Genomic DNA, 17,779 nt, shown 5'->3' with positions numbered 1-17,779 from the left:
TACACGTCCCCTTAGCTTAATCGATTTACTTGTTGACTGATTTCCTGATGTTTTTCTTTTGATGATGGACGGTATAATATCGCTGTACTTCCGATTGTTTGAATAATAACACCACCGATTTCATCCGCAATTTTGTTAGCAACGTCATCTAAATCTTCATCACTGTTTTGTAAGATGACAAATTTAATTAATTCACGCTTTTCAATTGCGTTGTCCACTTGCTCGATAAATACATCTGTTAATCCTAATTTCCCCATCTGGAAAAGAGGTTTTAAATTATGCGAGTATTTACGCAAAAATTTTGTTTGTGCTTTGTTTAATGTAATCATATTAATTCCCTTCGTTTAAATAATTGCTGTACGTTTAGATACGCTAATTTCTTTAGGTAGCCAAACTTTTATTTCTGCTTTTGCATTTACTGTTAACCAACCTAAACCTGTGATACTAATGTCTTGGGTTGGGTCGAGTGTGAATGTTTGTTCTTCCAGCTCTGGATACTCATCTACATAATCCTTGCTTGGTGGTGTTAACATCTCACCAACATGTTTCTGATACAACTCATCTGCATTCTCAGTTTTAGTCCGATGTAAGTACAGATCAGTTGAAACGTAAAAAGTCATCGCTGTCTTTTCAACTTCTGATTGAACGAGATCCACTCGCCCCACACCGGCTAAAAAGATTGTTTGTCCTTCGTTTAATTGGAAGGTTTTTGGTTTGATAGGTTTATTTGGTAACACTTTTTGGTTGTCAGAACGACTTAAATGATGTGCTAATTGAGTACGACGGATGATACCTGGTGTATCAATGATAGCATGTGCATCCGTTAATGGAATTTGAATTAAATCCAACGTTGTACCAGGATGGTTTGACGTTGTAATCACTTCTTTATCTCCACCGTAGTAACCAATCAATTGATTAATCAATGTTGATTTTCCAACGTTCGTCACCCCTACGATATAAACATTGCGATCGCTAATCACTTCTTCAATCTTCTCAGCTAAAGAATAAATCCCCGCGCGCTTTGTCCCGTAAGTTAATACGATATCTTCAGGATACAAACCATGACGGTTTACTGTTTGTCTTATCCAATCTTTTACTTTTGATTTACGCGTTACTTTAGGAAGTAAATCAAATTTGTTTGCTGCAATGATAAATGGTTGGTTCCCGATAAATCGATGTAAACCAGAGATTAAACTTCCTTCAACATCAAAGATATCTACGACTAATACAACAAAGGCATCATCATTAGCAATTTCACCCAATTTATTTAAGAATACATCATCATCAATATCTAAATCTTGTAATTGATTGTAATGTCTTAGTTTAAAACAACGTTGGCAGTAAAATTCACCTTTTTCAATTCCTTTATTTAACGCAGATTGTGGTAAGTAACCTATCTCATCTGGATTCTCTGTTTGAATGGTTGCCCCGCAACCGATACATTGAAATGTTTCTTGCTCACTCAAGCGTATTCCCCCAATCACCTGTTCGGTCTATGCCGACGATTTTAAATGCTAGCTTTTCTAACATACGATTAATTATTGTATATATATTGTCATTTGGTGCAATCGGTTTGACTAAGATACTCTTAAGATGATTACGATTCGCACCAATCACATCTGTCATAACTTGATCTCCAATAACAGCGACATTCTCCTTAGGTACTTGTAAATCCTCGATAGCAAGTACAAAATGCTTTCTGCGTGGTTTTAAAGCACTAGAAGTAAACCTTAACTCTAATGGTTCTGCTACTTTAAGTACTCGATCATAGTTGTTGTTTGATAAGAGATAAATACCAATCCCTGCGTCTTTAAATCTTGTTAACCATTCAGCCATCTCTTCAGTATGCTCCCACTGATTCCACGCAATAAGCGTATTATCTAAGTCGCATATGATTGCTTTAATATCATGTCTCAATAAATCATCTGGCTTAATTGCGTAAATTGAATTGATGGTCCAGGTTGGAGTCAATAATTTTTTCATATAGTCCCCTTTTAAATTCTTATATTGTCTTTGATATTATAACATATTATTCCAACATACTATAATAACATATTAAATCAGAGTACTGAACACTATTTGATCACATTGACAAATAAAACCTCTATCTAACAAAAAAATAATCCTAATAAATTATTACTTCATGTTATAAATCTATAACATTGAATAATTTATTGGGATTATTTGCTGAGTTTAATTAACCTAATAATTCGTAAATTTCAATTGCTACTAAATCGATATCGTCGAAACGGTAAGTTGTTCCTCGTTGACTATCTGATAATTCGAATGCTTTATCATCTGCATGATAAGTTACTTGGCATTTTTCAACACCATCTAATTCAAAACGGCGAACCTCTGGTTCACTATTATTAGCATTTACCATTGCTTCTAAGCGTTGGATAATACCTGTCAAAACTGAAGTTTTCATAGTTGATTCCTTTCGTTAACAGAATTGCTCAATATGTGAGCAGCAAAACTAAACTAGGTTAGTTTTTCAATATAGTATATGTTAACAAAATGCATTGAAATTGCAAGAAGTTACATAAACTATTTTTGATTCATTCTTATTTTTCTACATCTACTGCATAAGTTACATATTACTCCACGGTTCTTTAATCTCACTTAACATTCTATCAAAGAAATTTGATCGTGACTGATCTGTGTTTTGAATGATATTATCATAGAACGCATAAACATTCTCTGCAAAGCGTTCAGCAGAGATACTTTCTAATGATTCAGGATTAATATTCTCAATTTCACCCGCGTACTTCTTGTTTAAATATTTAACGATGGCTTCTGATAATGACCCATTCGGTGCATAGAGTTGTCCGAATTCTCCTGTTTGAATAATTAAGTTTAAGTAATCATTTTCTTTCGCCACAATTGGCAATCGATTCGCGATTGACTCTAAGTATGTTAAACCTTGGGACTCCGATTCACTCGCATTTATGTATAAATCAGCCATTTGGTAATATTGATTGACTTCATTATGTGAAATTTCACCTATGAAGTGAACATTCTCCAATTCATATCCTTTAGCAATGGTTTCTAGAGTCTCTCGGTAAGGTCCGTCTCCAACTATGACTAAATGAGCCGCTGGATACGCTTCTTGAACCGCCGGGAATGCCATAATAACCTCGTCTAAAGACTTCTCTTTCGATAAGCGCGATAATGATAGTAATACCGGTGCATCATGTGGTATATTCAATTTCTTACGGGTCATCGCACGATAATTTTCGTTGAATTCTGGTAAAAAAACTCCGGTTGGAATAATTCGCATCGGCGCTTCAACACCATAGTCTTTTAACGTAGCATAAGTTAATTCACTTGGTGTAATCACTCCATCTGCTTGTCCACAGAATAGTTTTGAAAACCAACGTACGTGTTGCCGTTTAATTAAGCGCCCATCCCAAATGTAGTGAGTGTAATTTTCATACATCGTATGATAAGTATGAACTGTCGGAATTTTTAATCTGCTTGCTACATATTTACCAGCTAAACCTAAGCTGAATTCTGTATGTGTATGGATTATATCTAAGTCATATTCTCTTGATATCTTTACGCATCGATCTAAACCACCAAAAGCTATTCGGCGATCTTCAAAACTCGCAAAAGGTATACTTGGTAATCTAACTACGCCATTTTCTGGCCGTGCTTCTGGATCTGATGTTGTAAATATTATGACTTCATGGCCAACTTTTCTTAACTGATCACAAAGTATCTTGATTGAAGTCGATACTCCACTTACTTGTGGAAAATATGTGTCAGTAAACATGCCAATTCGCATCAAATACCCCTCTCAACTATAATTTTTCATATAAATTATAGTACTTTTTAAAGTGTAGACCTATTGTATCACAAGGTATTTTCAATGTGTAGATTTACATTTATAAGATGCGTTTAAGTCTCTTATAGACAAAGATCGCTAAGAGCGCTTTAAATATATCTCCTGGGATAAAAGGTATCAACCCTAGTTGTAAAACATGCGTAAAGCCAGTTTCAATATCTAATACGTTTCGAAAGATAATATACATGTAACTTAAACCAATTATATATAAAATAACCGTTCCAATTAATGTGATACCAATCAGTTTCGAATTTGTTTCAGGTCTCAATCGTTGTTTGAGATAACTAATAATAAAACTCGCTGGAATAAAACCAATCACAAACCCAAAGGATGGCGATATGAATGATCCAAACCCTCCAGTTCCACCACTAAATACAGGCAGTCCGAATAGTCCAATAACTAAATAAATTAACGTCGTTAATCCCGCGTATTTCGCTGGTAATACTAAACCTATCATTAATATTGCAAATGTTTGTAATGTTAATGGGACCGGACCAAAAGGAATGGTTAGTTGTGAACATATAATTAGTAAAGCTAGCATTAAAGCCATTTGTGTCAATTGTCTTGTTTTCATTTAGTTTCCTCCCTTAGCAAACTGACTACTTGATAAATGAATTTCTTGTCCGAATAATTCTTCCATCTCACCTGAAGGCAACTCCACAATTAAGTGACCTTCTTCGTTTATTCCGCGTATGATACCATGTCTTTCCTCAGCTTTAACGGAATACGTCACAGGTTTGTTAATCCCTAATAGATGAGTCGAATAGTAAGGTAAATATTCTTTCTTATCAATCTCTTTAATATAAGTGAGGAGGCGATAGACGTAAGTTGAGAGTAATACATTTAAGTTTAGTTCTTTAGGTAACTCACTCCCATACAAGGTTCCTGCAACACCTTGTGTCATCTCATCAGCTTCATCGAAGTCACCTGCTAGATTCAGCCCTAAACCTATAACTACCGATGTAATCTGGCCACTTTCGATATCACTGATTGCTTCACATAGAATCCCGCTGACTTTTTTTCCTTCATAAAATAAGTCATTAACCCATTTGATATCAATGACTTTCCCAGTGACTTCCTCAATCGCTTCTGACATCGCTGTAGCCGTTGCAATCGTGAATAATGGAATATGTTCTGGTCGTGTTTGGTTAACTGGAACGAGTAAAGATGAGTAAAGTCCTTCTTTGATAGTTGAATGAAAAGTCTTGCCGTATCGACCTCTTCCTTTCGTTTGCTTTCTTGAGATCACATACTTACTTTCGTTCGGATGGTTAGCTGCATGTACTTTTGCGACATCATCCGTTGAAGTGACTTCATCATAAAGTGTGATTTTTAAGTCTGATCCATGTTCGCCTAGTAATAAACTTATTTGTTCTGGATCAATACTTTTCGAACTTTGAATGTACTGATACCCTTTTCTAGGGATACTTTGAATCACATAACCTTGATCACGTAACTCTTCGATTGCTTTCCAAACAGCACTTCGTGTGACAGCAAATTCAGTGGCTAATTCTTGACCTGAATGGACTGTACTGTTTCCTTCAGATAATTTCTTTAATAATTTATTTTTTAGTGTCATTTTTTACTCCTTTGGTCAACTTGTTTTTATAAACGGTTGACGTAGAATGAATAATAAAATCCTAGGCTAAGTAAATAACCTAGGATGCTATATTAAATTTATTTTATTGCTTCTTCAACTAATGCGACCACTTCTTCAGATGATGTACATTCATTAATTGCTTTTTCAGCCAATGCTTGCATATCAGTTAAGTTTAAACGTCTCACTAAACTACGTGTTTTTAATACACTTGAAGCACTCATAGAGAAATCATCTAAGCCTAAACCAAGTAATAATGGTACAGCCGTTTGATCTCCTGCCATCTCACCACACATACCTGTCCATTTACCTTCAGCGTGTGAAGCATCAATCACGTTCTTAATTAAACGTAGAATTGATGGGTTATATGGTTGGTATAAGTATGAGACACGTTCATTCATACGGTCTGCTGCCATTGAATATTGAATTAAGTCGTTTGTTCCTATACTGAAGAAGTCAACTTCTTTGGCGAATTGATCCGCTAACATTGCTGCTGCAGGAATTTCAACCATAATACCAATTTGAATATCTTCTGAAACTTCTACACCTTCAGATAATAATTCTTCTTTAACTTCTAGTAAGAATGATTTTGCTTCACGGAATTCTTGTAAAGTAGCAATCATCGGGAACATAATACGTAACTTACCATGTACAGATGCACGTAATAAAGCACGTAATTGAGTTTTGAACATGTCTTTCTTGTCTAACGAGATACGAATTGCTCGGTATCCTAAGAATGGGTTCATCTCTTCTGGCAATTCTAAATATGGTAACTCTTTGTCTCCACCAATATCCATCGTACGAACAACAACTGCTTTACCATCCATTGCTTCTAGCACTTCACGGTATGCGTCGTATTGTTCGTCTTCAGTTGGGAAGTCAGAAGAATCCATATATAAGAACTCAGTACGGTATAAACCAATCGCTTCGGCACCATTCTCAAGAACAGCCGTCACGTCTTTAGGAGTACCAATGTTGGCAGCGAGTTCAACTGCGTGGCCATCTTTAGTTTCTGATGGCGAATCCACAAGTTTAGCCCATTCTGCTTTTTGTTCTTCAAAAGCTTGTGCTTTTTCTTCGTATTCTTTCACTTGTTCTTCTGTCGGATCAACAATAATGTGACCTTCCATTGCGTCAACGATAACTAAATCGCCATCTTTAACTTGAGATACAATTGAGTTTGTACCAACAATTGCTGGAATCTCTAAAGAACGCGCCATGATTGCCGAGTGAGAAGTACGTCCACCAATATTTGTAACGAACGCTTTCACAAACTGCTTGTTTAATTGAGCAGTATCACTTGGTGTTAAATCATGGGCAATAATAACAACTTCTTCGCTAATTGTCGCTGGGCTAGGTAATTTAACACCTAATAATGCAGCAAGAATACGTGTTGAAACGTCTTTAACGTCTGCAGCACGTTCTTGCATATAAGCGTTATCTTCCATTGCACTAAACATTTGAATGAACATATCACTCACGTCGCCTAATGCAGCTTCAGCGTTGATTCCTTCGCTCGAAACTTTTTCTCTTACTTGTCCAGTAAATTCTGGGTCAGATAAGAACATTAAGTGAGCATCGAAGACTTGTGCTTCTTCTTCACCTAATGATTTTTCAGCAATTGAGCGAATTTGTGTGATTTCAGCTGTCGCTTGTTCAACCGCTGTATCAAAGCGAACTGCTTCTGCTTCAGCATCTTCCACTGTAGTACGATCAAAAGTTAAATCTGGTTCTGTTAATAGATACACTGGCGCAATTGCAATACCATCACTAGCAGCAATCCCAGTAACTTCGATTTTTGTCATTATGCAGATAATCCTTCGTTTTTCAACGTCTCTGCAACAGCTTCAATGGCTTCTTTTTCGTCGTCACCTTCAGCAGTGATTACAACATCAGCACCTTGCCCAACACCTAAAGACATAACCCCCATGATAGACTTAAGGTTAACTGATTTACCTTTATACTCTAAGTTAATGTCTGAAGCAAATTTACTTGCCGTTTGCACCAATAATGTCGCGGGACGTGCGTGAATCCCAGTCTCAGCAATTACGTTAAATTCTTTCTTTTCCATTCGAAAAATCTCCTTTATAAATGAAATTTTAATATGAGTTTCAATAAATAAAACTCTTACATATATAAGAATACCATTTTTTAAGCGTTTCAACAATATAAACCTATCGATTTATAAACTTTAATGTTTAAAGATGCCTTTAATGTATAAGTTAGCAACGGCTAACTGTGTTTATAATAGTTGTTCTAACTCAATATCTGGATATTTATCTTGGAACCAACGCTCAGCAAATTGATTCTCAAATAAGAACACTGGAGCTCCAAAGCGGTCACGAACTAGTAAGTTACGACTTGAAGACATACTTGGATCCAAATCTTCCTCTTTAATCCAACGCGCAATTTTACTCCCCATTGGAGTCATATCAACTTCAGCATTATATTCATTTAATAAGCGGTATTGGAAGACTTCGAATTGAAGTTGTCCAACGGCACCGATAATATATTCTTCCGTATGATATGTTTTGTATAACTGAATCGCACCTTCTTGAACTAATTGTTCAATTCCTTTATGGAATGATTTTTGTTTCATAACATTTCTAGGGCTGACCTTCATGAACATCTCAGGCGTAAATTGTGGTAAAGGTGGGAAAGCGACAGCCTTCTTTCCTGAATACAAAGTATCTCCAATTTGCAGATTTCCAGTATCATACAGACCAATAATATCACCAGCAACGGCTGTACTCACTTCTTCACGAGTATCTGCCATGAATTGAGTCGTATGTGCCATGCGAATTTTCTTTTGTGTACGATTTAAGGTCACATTCATTCCCGGTTCAAACTGCCCAGAAGCAATCCGAATAAAGGCAATACGATCTCGGTGTGCCGGGTTCATGTTTGCTTGAATCTTGAAGACAAAGCCTGTGAAGTCATCTTCAACTGGATCGACTTCATCGCCACTTTCAAGTTCAATCGCTTTCGGTGCTGGAGCTAACTCTACGAAAGCATCTAAGAATGTTTGAACACCAAAACCAGTTAAAGCTGATCCGAAGAAGACGGGCGTTAACTTACCGTTAGCAATCTTGTCTAAATCAAATTCGTTTCCTGCTTCATGCAATAATTGTGCATCTTCTAAAGCTTGAGAATAGATTGATGATTCTTTAAACGAATGCTCACCTTGAGCTTCTCCGTCTTCATCTAATGGAATAAAGATATCAACCTCTTCCTCATCATTCCCTCTTAATTCAACACGTTCATTATATAAATCATAAAGACCGATTAAGTTACGTCCCATACCCATCGGCCAATTCATTGGATACGCATCAATACCTAAGACTTCTTCCAATTCAGCCACTAACTCTAAGGGCTCACGACCATCACGGTCTAATTTGTTAATAAAGGTGAAGATTGGAATTCCACGGTGACTAACAACTTCGAATAATCGTTTCGTCTGTGGCTCAATCCCTTTACCAGAGTCAACGACCATGACTGCCGCATCCACGGCCATTAATGTACGATACGTATCCTCTGAGAAATCCTCATGTCCCGGCGTATCGACAATATTGACTTGATGTCCGTCATAGTCTACTTGCATTACCGAACTGGTCACAGAGATCCCTCTTTGTTTCTCGATTTCCATCCAGTCAGATTTTGCGAATTTGTTTGATTTTTTACCCTTTGCCTTAACTGTTCCTGCTTCACGAATGGCTCCACTGTATAACAGCATCGCTTCGGTAATGGTTGTCTTACCCGCATCCGGATGGGAGATAATTGCAAACGTACGTCTTCTTTTGACTTCTTGCTCTAAATTATTTACCAAATAGTTACTTCCTTTCGTTATTGTCCGTTTCAAAAAAATGGAACAATGCAATGTGATTGAGTTCATCATTGCATTGTTCATAACATAAAAATTATCCGTTGAGTGTTCTCAACTCGATTAATTTTTTCTCGATATTACGCTCAGGACCTTGAGTCTCTTTTGAAGCTGCATCATTGGCAATCACTTCATGAATTAATTTTTCTAATTCACGTTTCTCTTCATCGGTTAATGTACTCTCAGATACTGACACTTCTTCGTTTTCTTTGCGTTTTTCGACTTTGCCGTCTGAAAATTCGCTAATCTGCATCGTATATTGATCCACTTCACTTTTGGGGAATAGTGATTCAAAATCTGTGCCATCAATAAACTCTGATACTTGATCAACCATTTCACGCATCTCATCTTTCATGAATGTTAAGCGATCTCTTAAAGCATTCCCACCGTTCAATAAATCATTCCCGCGATTGATTGTTTCCTCTTTTAATTGAGCTGCTTGTTCATTCGCTTTATTAATGATTTGCTCCGCTTGTCCAGCTGATTCTTCGACTATTTGTGAACCTTTTTGTCTAGCATCAACGATACCTTCTTTTAAGGCTGACTCTAATTCAATATAGGTTGCAAGTTGGCTTTCTAAGCTTTCAATCTTCTTTTCCAACTCGTCAATTTTACTTTTCTGTTGACTCATCATCGAATCTACTTGACTCGTGTTATAGCCAAATAAACTTTTCGGTATATCTACCACTCATATCACTCCTCTACACTCTAACTCACTCACTGTTATGTACTTCTTATAGTAGCAAATTTTAAAGCATTTTACACGTTCTTTTTACCTATTAATTTAATCAATCATTTCTGATTCTAAATATCTTGCAATTAACTCATATGTCGCATCTACTGATTCGTAGTGTGTACGTTCATATGCATGACTAGAATCTATTCCAGCACCGATTAAACCGTGGCGAACATCTGCTCCAGCTCTCATAGCTGCGGATGCATCACTTGAATAGAATGGATAAATATCTAATTGATATGGAATATCCTTTGCTTTACAAATATTAACGAACTGATTACGCAAGCCTAAGTGATATGGACCTGATCCGTCTTTAGCACAAATCGAGACACTATATTCATCCGTTCGTTGGTCATCTCCCATAGCTCCCATATCTACCGCAAGATATTCTTTGACTTCAGAAGCAATATTAGAATTCCCTCCGTAACCAATCTCTTCGTTGGTTGAGATATAGAAGTGCGTCGTATGTGCTAACTCAATTTGATTACGGTGAATATTCTCAACCAATTCAATTAATAAAGCGACACTGACTTTATCATCTAAATGACGGGATTTAATAAAGCCTTCGTCCGTAATTGTAGCTCTTGGGTCAAATGAGATAAAATCACCCACTTGAATACCAAGTTTTTCAACATCTTCTTGGTTCTTCACTTTATAATCTAAGCGAATTTCCATATTATCTTGATTCCGTTCGGCTGTACGCGCGTCCTTATAGACGTGAACACTCGTTTGGTGCATGAGGATTGTTCCGTTATATTTTTTATCTTTTAAACTAGAATGAACGGTACAGTACTCTCCTTCAATCGCGTTAAAAGTAAAGCCACCAATCAAATCCAGTTTTAAGCGTCCATTCGGTTTAACCGCTCGAACCATTCCACCCAAAGTATCCACATGAGCTGTCACAAAGCGGTGACTTTCTTTATTCTTACCATCGATACTTACAAGTAACCCGCCCTTGGGCGTCACTTCATAACTGACACCCATCTCATCAAACAAACCACAAATATATTGGATAATATCTGCTGTATAGCCCGTTGGTGATGGAATTGTCGTTAAGTTTTTTACATTTTCTAATCGTTTTTTTGATACTTCTTTTATTTCTGTCATAAAAAACACCCTTTGCTCATTGTATTTATATTCTCTATTATAGTAAAATAACGTCAATAATGTCACTGAAATTAATTATACATGAAATCGTGGAGGGTTTTAAATGAAATTTACTTGGGTATTAGATGGAGACACTTCGATTCTAAAGGATGCATTCGATATTCGTAAGAAAGTCTTTATTTACGAACAAAATGTTGATCCGGGAATTGAATTAGATGGTTTGGATCAACAACTAATTCACCTTATCGGATATATTGACAATCGTCCCGTCGCAACCGCACGCATCAATCTTAATGATACTAAAACTAAAGCTAAAATCCAACGTGTGGCTGTCATCAAAGAACATAGAGGGCAGGGCTTAGGTTTTGAATTAATGGAGGAAATTGAAAGATGGGCTAAAAAAAACAACCCTCCCATCGAAGTACTCAGCTTATCTGCTCAAGATTCAGCCATCCCCTTCTATGAGAAACTAAATTACAGAATCACTAATGAAAAAGGCTATTTGGATGCCAACATCCCTCATCATGACATGGAAAAACAACTCAATTAAAAAACGACCCTTTGACTGTTTTAAAATAGTCAAAGGGTCGTTCGTTATGTATTGCTTTAAATAATAGCTGATAAGAATAATTGAGCAATACTAAAGTAGATAAATACTGATGTTAAGTCACTCAGCGTTGAGATAAATGGTCCACTCGCAACTGCAGGGTCAAAACCAAGTCTGTCCATAATCTTCGGTATAAATGAACCTGCAAGATTTGCTACAATAATTGCAGCCATCATCGCTATTCCAATCACTGCACCTAGAACAAGATTTTGTTGCCAGACTAAGATGATTAACATCACTGTAATTCCGACAATGAGTCCAGTAATCGCGCCAGTAATTAATTCAAACATTAATGAAGTAAAGAAGTTCTCGTCATCGTATTTATTTGTCAATTTCCTTACAGCTACGGCCAATGACTGTGTCCCAGCATTTCCGGCTGTACCAGTAATTAAAGTAACAAAAGCAGATAAGACACTTGCTTCAGAAATTAGCGCATCATACTGACTAATTAAAGTCGCTGTTCCCATTCCTAAGAATAGTAAAGTGACCAACCAAGGAAGACGACTTCTTGCCGCTGATAGTGGCGTGTCATGACTCTCTCTAACGTCAACCGCCGCTAAACCAGAGTAGTCACTATCTGCCTCATCTTGTATAACATCTAAGACATCATCAACCGTAATGACACCGAGTAATTCACGGTCAAAACCAACAACAGGAAGCGCTAATAGGTCATAATCTTGAACCATCTTGGCTACTTCTTCTTGGTTATCATTTACTTGAACCGAAATCACACGCGTATTCATCACGTCATGAATCAGCTTATCTTCATCATTAATAATTAAATCCTTTAATGAGATTACACCAACGAGACGATCATTTTCATCTACAACATATACATAGTAAATTGTCTCAGCTTTAATCGCTTGCTCTCTCAGTCTGTGATAAGCGGCACCTAGAGTTAAGCCTTCTTGAACAGAGATAAATTCAGTCGTCATAATCGCCCCAGCTGTCTCGTCTAAATAATTAATCAGCGAGCTGATTTCACGAGCACTTTCTGCAGGCATTAGGTTCATATAGAGATTAATACGTTCACGGTTTTTTAAGCTATTCAACACATCAACCGCATTATCGGCATACATCTCGCCTAGAACTGACGCAGCATAAGGTGGAGACATCTCTTCAAAGTAGATATCAATCGTCTCGTCTTGCGATTCGAGCATGTCGAAGACATCTGCTAATTCTGAAGGAGATAAATATTGATAAATCTTTTCACGATCCTCTTTTTCCAAATTCGCAAATATCATACTTTGCTCATAATTATGTAAGGCTAGATACTCGGTTCTAAATCGAGTCATTCGGTTTTCGTTCAATAATTTTTTAAACGTTTCGATACTCTCTTCAAGAGATCTTTCAAATATTTCCATTTTCTATCTCCTCTTTTCTGATATTTAACCACGTGTGCATATCTTCTGGTATGGCTTGTTTGATGTGGATGTCTTCTCCTGTAAATGGATGAACAAACTGTAACTCACCACAATGCAAGGCTTGTCTTGATATCACGGAATCTTTTACTCCGCCATATAAATCATCGCCAACTAAAGGCCCACCCTTGTGGGCTAAGTGAACTCTGATTTGATGTGTACGTCCTGTGTGAAGCTGCATTCTTAGTAAACTTGCCTCTTCTACTTGTTCTTTTAACCAATACTCAGTTAAAGCAGCTTGCCCTGCTGGATCCACTATTCGACTGATAATTGATTCTGGATTACGGCCAATCGGTGCATCGATATAACCATGTTTATCCCAATCCACTTTATGTGACAAACCATAATAGATTTTAGTTAAACCTTTGCTTTGGATCATCCGGTCCATGTATGCATGGGCAAGACGGTGTTTAGCAATCAACATCAACCCGGTCGTATCACGGTCTAAACGAGTGACGATATGAATCACTTGGTCTTTATATTCTTCTCTTACATAATAACCTTTAATACGATTTGCCATCGAGCTATCTGGATTTTGCTTTGAAGGAATGGAAACCGAAGCACTCGGTTTGTTCACAATCAAGAAATCACGGTCTTCGTAAACGACATCAATCGGGATATCTGACGGTGCTACCGTTTCATGTCCGTGTTCATCCGGTGCAATGAGTGTTAATACATCACCTTGGTTTAAAGTTGCTCTCACGGTCACTTCTTCTTGATTAAGTAAGATCTGCCCACCGTTGTGCTTCACCGCTTTTACAAAATTTCTTGGTATCCCTTCAAAGTGTAAAAAGTGTTTAATCGTTTGTTCTAAAGTATCTTGATACTCCCATGTTAAAATCACATTATCTTCCTAACTTGTTAAAATTTTCTATTGGTATTCTTCAGTATAGAGCGTGAAGAATTGTTCAATTTGTTCCATTGATGACTCATGACTGATTCGCTCTTTTGCTTCGCCATCTTCCATCACAAAGACATACGGAACAGTCTCGACACCAAATGTTTGCATGGCTCCTTGGAAGGTCGCATCGTGTTCGTGTAATCGAGTATTATAGTAATAGATTGGAACGTTTAATTCACTAGCAATTTGGTTAATCTTAGGTGATAAAGCTTTACACCAAGGGCATTCATCAAAGCCAATATATAATAACTTCGCTTGGTCACTCGTCTCTTGCAGAAACTCAATATAATCTGCTTCTGTTTGAACCGCTTCAATCTGTGAATAATCCACTGGAGATTGCGTTCCTTCGGCAAATGTCCCTATCTTATCTAGAGAATCATAGATCTTGCCTTTTGCGTCCTCATTCATTGTTAAGAACGTCGTATCTTCTGAAATAGTAACTGGTGCGTTGATTCGCTCAACTCCGGCGAGTGCGGTATATTCAAACTCATCGCTCTGGCTACTACAAGCCACTACCAAACCAACCGTCATGACTAGACCTATAACTTTCAAAATCCGCTGCATTTATAATATTCTCCTTTAAAGTGATTGTTTTCTCCCAATAAACGCATTTTCAACCCGATCCCAAAAGTGGGTATGTTTGAAGCTTCCGAAATGGATCCGTTGTTTAGCAACCTGACAAGTCACTCTGGATACTTCATAATTCAACCAACTTTGATTATCCACGGAAAGAATCGCAGATTGCGTATTCTCTGGTTTCAAAGTAAACCATTCATCAGAAGGGATAATAATTGGAGAACTTAAGGTACGATACACTCGATTATTTATTGAAGCCATCTCAGTCATTTGAATCGCATCTAGGCGCGGATGGATGACTGCTCCCCCTAATGATTTATTCAAGCCTGTTGATCCGGTTGGTGTTGAAATATTAATGCCATCTCCTCGGAAAGTCTCGAAGAAGTGGTCTTTAATATAGACGTCACTCACCATGGTTCCCATCGTTGAACGGATGGAGAATTCATTTAAGGCTAACATCTTCTTGCACCGCCCATCTTCTAAATAAATTTCGACATTGAGTAAAGGATAAGACACCGATTGATCGGATGCATTTAATAATCCATCCACAACCGCATCCACTTCATTGCTAAGCCAATCCGTATAGAAGCCTAGATGGCCAGTATGAATTCCGACGAATCTCGAATGTTCAATATATTGTTCGAAATGATGAAAGGCAGATAAGAAGGTTCCGTCTCCTCCAATTGATATAATAAAGTCTGGTTGTTCACGTTCATCCACAATTTCAATCTGGTGTTTATTTAATTTGTTTGTGAGCTCTGTTTTAATAGATTGAGATTGAGGTTTTGTATTTGAATAAATTAGTACCGTTGGTTTCATTGATTTACCTCATAATTCCCTTTATTTATTGCTGTATCGGGGTCCTCATATCTTTGTTCGAAGAATTGTGTCGCTTCGCGAATCTCTTCTCGAATCTCTGACATTTCTTGATCCAGCATAAATGCTGCTTCTGAAGCTCTTTCCAGTCGTTCAAGAATGTGCTTTGGATACTCTCCTTGATACTTATAGTTCAGCGAATGCTCGATTGTCGCCCAGAAATTCATTGCTAATGTTCTTATTTGAACCTCTACAATGACGGTATCCACATTCTTTGCGCGTTGTACAGGATATTCAATAACCATGTGATATGATCGGTAGCCACTGGGCTTATGGTGGTGAATGTAGTCACGAATCAATAATACTTTGAAATCCGTCCGCTCTTTTATTAATTCGGCTACTTCATAGATATCCTCAACAAATTGACACATGATACGGATTCCAGCAATATCTTGAACACCAATTAACATATCTTCAGGTTCGATTTCTCGCATTTCCATCTTCTCGAGAATACTCTCGCGTGTCTTCACACGTCCTGTAACGAACTCTATCGGCGTATGGCGGTGTAAAGTTCGGTATTCTTTTCGAATATTCTTTAGTTTCAGCTTTAATTCTTCTACAGCTTGTTCATAAGGAGCTAAGAATAAGTCCCAATTCTCGATAAAATTATCTTCTATCAATTTAGTCACCGACTTTCTTATTTTTGTATAAGTATATTTATTTGCTTATAGTAATGAATTATTATAGGATATATGACGGACTGTAATGGACATACAGTTTTTTTATTTTTTGTATATATTACATTGTACATAATTTAGCTAAGAAAGGATATATACATGGTATCTTCAATTGAAAGAGAATTAAAAACACTACTAAGTAAAGCTGAGTATGAAAAGCTTTATACTTATTTTAATTTACAAAATCAACCAAAAATCATTCAATCCAATTACTATTATGATACAGCAGATGAAATTTTCAAGCAAAATAATTCAGCGCTGAGATTAAGAGTGTTTGATAATGGTTCGAGTGAATGGACAATTAAAGAGAGAGTGTCTGAACTTGAATCGATTGAACTTACTCAATTCAATCGAGAGAAAGTGATAGACGTGCCACAATCATTGAATGAAGACATTATTTATTCAGCGGATATCCAAGAGTTTATTGCTTCAAGAAATATCGTCTGGACTGATATTAAAAGAACAATGAGTCTCATTACAGAACGTTATAATATCGACGTTCCTTATGGATTATATGCGTTAGACTATACTCAATATCCGCAAGCTGAAGATTACGAATTGGAACTTGAATCTCAAGATATTGAAGTTGCTTTAGAACAATTTAATTCACTGTTAGCGAGTGTTGATATATCTTACAAACAAGCAGAAACGAAGTTATCACGCGCACATCGATACTCTACAAATGAATAAATGAACAAGCCTATCATTCGCTAATAGTTTACTTTATTGTTAATATTAACTATACCAAATATAAGAAAGGAGGAGGAATTTCTAAATGAGTCAATATCAAATCGAATATAGACACAATGGCGTTCCAAGTGTATTTGAATTATTTTTATTCGTTAATCCATTAGGGAAAAATTGTTACACTTGTCAACATGAAGTTTTAAAATTAATTGATTTAGTAACGTCAAACATAGATTTGCACATCCTACCTTTTCATAATCAACGTTTAGTTGAAGACTATATGCAACAACTTGGTATCAAAAAAACAAACTTGCAGGAGAGAAATTACATCTTTCAATCGGTATACCGGGCATCTCTCGCATATAAAGCAGCATGTATGCAAGGGAAACGATTAGGTCGTTATTTCTTAATGCGCCTTCAGGAGACAATCAATGGCGATATTTCTAAATTTAGTGAAGAATTCGCAATTGATCTTGCCAATGACGTTGGACTAGATGTCGAGATATTTCAACAAGATATGCAGTCGGATTTTGTTAAACATTTGTTCTTAAAAGACCAAAAGACTGCCATCGATATGTCAGTTGAATCTACCCCTTCTCTAGTTATTTATGAATACGTCACAGGCGAAGCAAGGTTATTAGAAGGCTATCCAATAACTTTAGAAACAATCTTAGATGAGATTGATGCTTTAATATGTGATGGCACTAATCATGAAGAATCAGGTGCGAATGTGGCAACATTACGACTTCTATAAAACTTAATTTAACAGGGGCTGACGTATCGCCCCTCTTTTTTATGCGCATAACAAGAGGCTCAACAACTGTGGTCAAAAATCACCATGCTTGCTGAGCCTTTTTGTTTGAGTGG

Annotated in this window: 20 protein-coding genes; 3 read left to right on the top strand and 17 right to left on the bottom strand. The window is 36.9% G+C overall.

The features are described from left to right. Positions 1 to 11: 11 nt before the first annotated feature. The 12 genes from yhbY to ACEN33_RS02425 all read right to left on the bottom strand — a co-directional run bounded on the left by yhbY (position 12) and on the right by ACEN33_RS02425 (position 11,167). Complete coding sequence (gene yhbY, locus ACEN33_RS02480; RefSeq protein WP_407089237.1) at positions 12 to 329, bottom strand: ribosome assembly RNA-binding protein YhbY; 318 nt, start codon at positions 327 to 329, stop codon at positions 12 to 14. 15 nt (positions 330 to 344) lie between these two features. Next, a complete protein-coding gene (yqeH, locus tag ACEN33_RS02475; RefSeq protein ID WP_407089238.1) occupies positions 345 to 1,466 on the bottom strand; it encodes a ribosome biogenesis GTPase YqeH in 1,122 nt (373 codons plus the stop codon). Continuing rightward, positions 1,459 to 1,983, bottom strand: coding sequence for a YqeG family HAD IIIA-type phosphatase (locus ACEN33_RS02470; protein WP_407089239.1), 525 nt, complete (start codon positions 1,981 to 1,983; stop codon positions 1,459 to 1,461). The genes yqeH and ACEN33_RS02470 overlap by 8 nt, the downstream gene beginning before the upstream one ends. Positions 1,984 to 2,197: 214 nt before the next feature. Next, on the bottom strand, positions 2,198 to 2,428 hold the full coding sequence (locus ACEN33_RS02465) for a YkuJ family protein (RefSeq protein ID WP_138404844.1): 231 nt from the start codon (positions 2,426 to 2,428) through the stop codon (positions 2,198 to 2,200). A gap of 162 nt (positions 2,429 to 2,590) precedes the next feature. Continuing rightward, on the bottom strand, positions 2,591 to 3,787 hold the full coding sequence (locus tag ACEN33_RS02460; protein ID WP_407094481.1) for a glycosyltransferase family 4 protein: 1,197 nt from the start codon (positions 3,785 to 3,787) through the stop codon (positions 2,591 to 2,593). 100 nt (positions 3,788 to 3,887) lie between these two features. Then, positions 3,888 to 4,421, bottom strand: coding sequence for a biotin transporter BioY (locus ACEN33_RS02455; protein WP_407094480.1), 534 nt, complete (start codon positions 4,419 to 4,421; stop codon positions 3,888 to 3,890). Beyond that, the gene (locus tag ACEN33_RS02450; protein WP_407094479.1) at positions 4,422 to 5,426 is read right to left on the bottom strand and encodes a biotin--[acetyl-CoA-carboxylase] ligase; all 1,005 of its coding nucleotides are present in this window, start codon (positions 5,424 to 5,426) and stop codon (positions 4,422 to 4,424) included. Between the two features lie 98 nt (positions 5,427 to 5,524). After that, positions 5,525 to 7,249 carry a phosphoenolpyruvate--protein phosphotransferase gene (ptsP, locus tag ACEN33_RS02445; RefSeq protein WP_407094478.1) on the bottom strand — a complete coding sequence of 575 codons (1,725 nt, stop codon included), beginning with the start codon at positions 7,247 to 7,249 and terminating at the stop codon, positions 5,525 to 5,527. After that, positions 7,249 to 7,515 (bottom strand): phosphocarrier protein HPr, encoded by a 267-nt coding sequence (locus ACEN33_RS02440; RefSeq protein WP_407094477.1) that lies wholly within the window; start codon positions 7,513 to 7,515, stop codon positions 7,249 to 7,251. Before ACEN33_RS02440 ends, ptsP begins: the two co-directional genes overlap by 1 nt. A gap of 171 nt (positions 7,516 to 7,686) precedes the next feature. Beyond that, entirely contained in the window at positions 7,687 to 9,270 is a 1,584-nt protein-coding gene (locus ACEN33_RS02435) for a peptide chain release factor 3 (protein WP_407094476.1), read from the bottom strand. 91 nt (positions 9,271 to 9,361) lie between these two features. Further along, positions 9,362 to 10,012, bottom strand: a complete 651-nt coding sequence (locus ACEN33_RS02430) for a DivIVA domain-containing protein (protein WP_407094475.1) — start codon at positions 10,010 to 10,012, stop codon at positions 9,362 to 9,364. Positions 10,013 to 10,108: 96 nt separating this feature from the next. After that, positions 10,109 to 11,167 carry a M42 family metallopeptidase gene (locus ACEN33_RS02425; RefSeq protein WP_407094474.1) on the bottom strand — a complete coding sequence of 353 codons (1,059 nt, stop codon included), beginning with the start codon at positions 11,165 to 11,167 and terminating at the stop codon, positions 10,109 to 10,111. A gap of 103 nt (positions 11,168 to 11,270) precedes the next feature. Here ACEN33_RS02425 and ACEN33_RS02420 point away from each other — a divergent pair, with 103 nt between their 5' ends. Continuing rightward, complete coding sequence (locus tag ACEN33_RS02420) at positions 11,271 to 11,717, top strand: GNAT family N-acetyltransferase (RefSeq protein ID WP_407093598.1); 447 nt, start codon at positions 11,271 to 11,273, stop codon at positions 11,715 to 11,717. 56 nt (positions 11,718 to 11,773) lie between these two features. Here ACEN33_RS02420 and mgtE read toward each other — a convergent pair whose 3' ends face one another. Genes mgtE through ACEN33_RS02395 form a run of 5 tightly spaced genes read right to left on the bottom strand, consistent with a single transcriptional unit; the run spans position 11,774 to position 16,168 of the window. Then, the gene (mgtE, locus tag ACEN33_RS02415; protein ID WP_407094473.1) at positions 11,774 to 13,138 is read right to left on the bottom strand and encodes a magnesium transporter; all 1,365 of its coding nucleotides are present in this window, start codon (positions 13,136 to 13,138) and stop codon (positions 11,774 to 11,776) included. After that, on the bottom strand, positions 13,125 to 14,039 hold the full coding sequence (locus ACEN33_RS02410) for an RluA family pseudouridine synthase (protein WP_407089247.1): 915 nt from the start codon (positions 14,037 to 14,039) through the stop codon (positions 13,125 to 13,127). Before ACEN33_RS02410 ends, mgtE begins: the two co-directional genes overlap by 14 nt. Before the next feature lie 27 nt (positions 14,040 to 14,066). After that, positions 14,067 to 14,660 (bottom strand): thioredoxin family protein, encoded by a 594-nt coding sequence (locus ACEN33_RS02405; RefSeq protein WP_407094472.1) that lies wholly within the window; start codon positions 14,658 to 14,660, stop codon positions 14,067 to 14,069. 15 nt (positions 14,661 to 14,675) lie between these two features. After that, entirely contained in the window at positions 14,676 to 15,491 is an 816-nt protein-coding gene (locus ACEN33_RS02400) for an NAD kinase (protein ID WP_407094471.1), read from the bottom strand. Then, positions 15,488 to 16,168, bottom strand: a complete 681-nt coding sequence (locus ACEN33_RS02395; protein ID WP_407089250.1) for a GTP pyrophosphokinase family protein — start codon at positions 16,166 to 16,168, stop codon at positions 15,488 to 15,490. The genes ACEN33_RS02400 and ACEN33_RS02395 overlap by 4 nt, the downstream gene beginning before the upstream one ends. A gap of 156 nt (positions 16,169 to 16,324) precedes the next feature. On the opposite strand from ACEN33_RS02395, the gene ACEN33_RS02390 reads away from it, so the two are divergent. Together ACEN33_RS02390 and ACEN33_RS02385 are read left to right on the top strand one after the other, a co-directional pair. Beyond that, the gene (locus ACEN33_RS02390) at positions 16,325 to 16,915 is read left to right on the top strand and encodes a CYTH domain-containing protein (protein ID WP_407089251.1); all 591 of its coding nucleotides are present in this window, start codon (positions 16,325 to 16,327) and stop codon (positions 16,913 to 16,915) included. 85 nt (positions 16,916 to 17,000) lie between these two features. Then, a complete protein-coding gene (locus ACEN33_RS02385) occupies positions 17,001 to 17,666 on the top strand; it encodes a DsbA family protein (RefSeq protein WP_407094470.1) in 666 nt (221 codons plus the stop codon). The last annotated feature ends 113 nt before the right edge of the window (positions 17,667 to 17,779 follow it).

Origin of the sequence: Ruoffia sp. FAM 24228, assembly GCF_045528575.1 — a bacterium.
Lineage (GTDB): Bacteria > Bacillota > Bacilli > Lactobacillales > Aerococcaceae > Ruoffia > Ruoffia halotolerans.
This window is presented reverse-complemented; position numbering and strand designations above follow the sequence as displayed.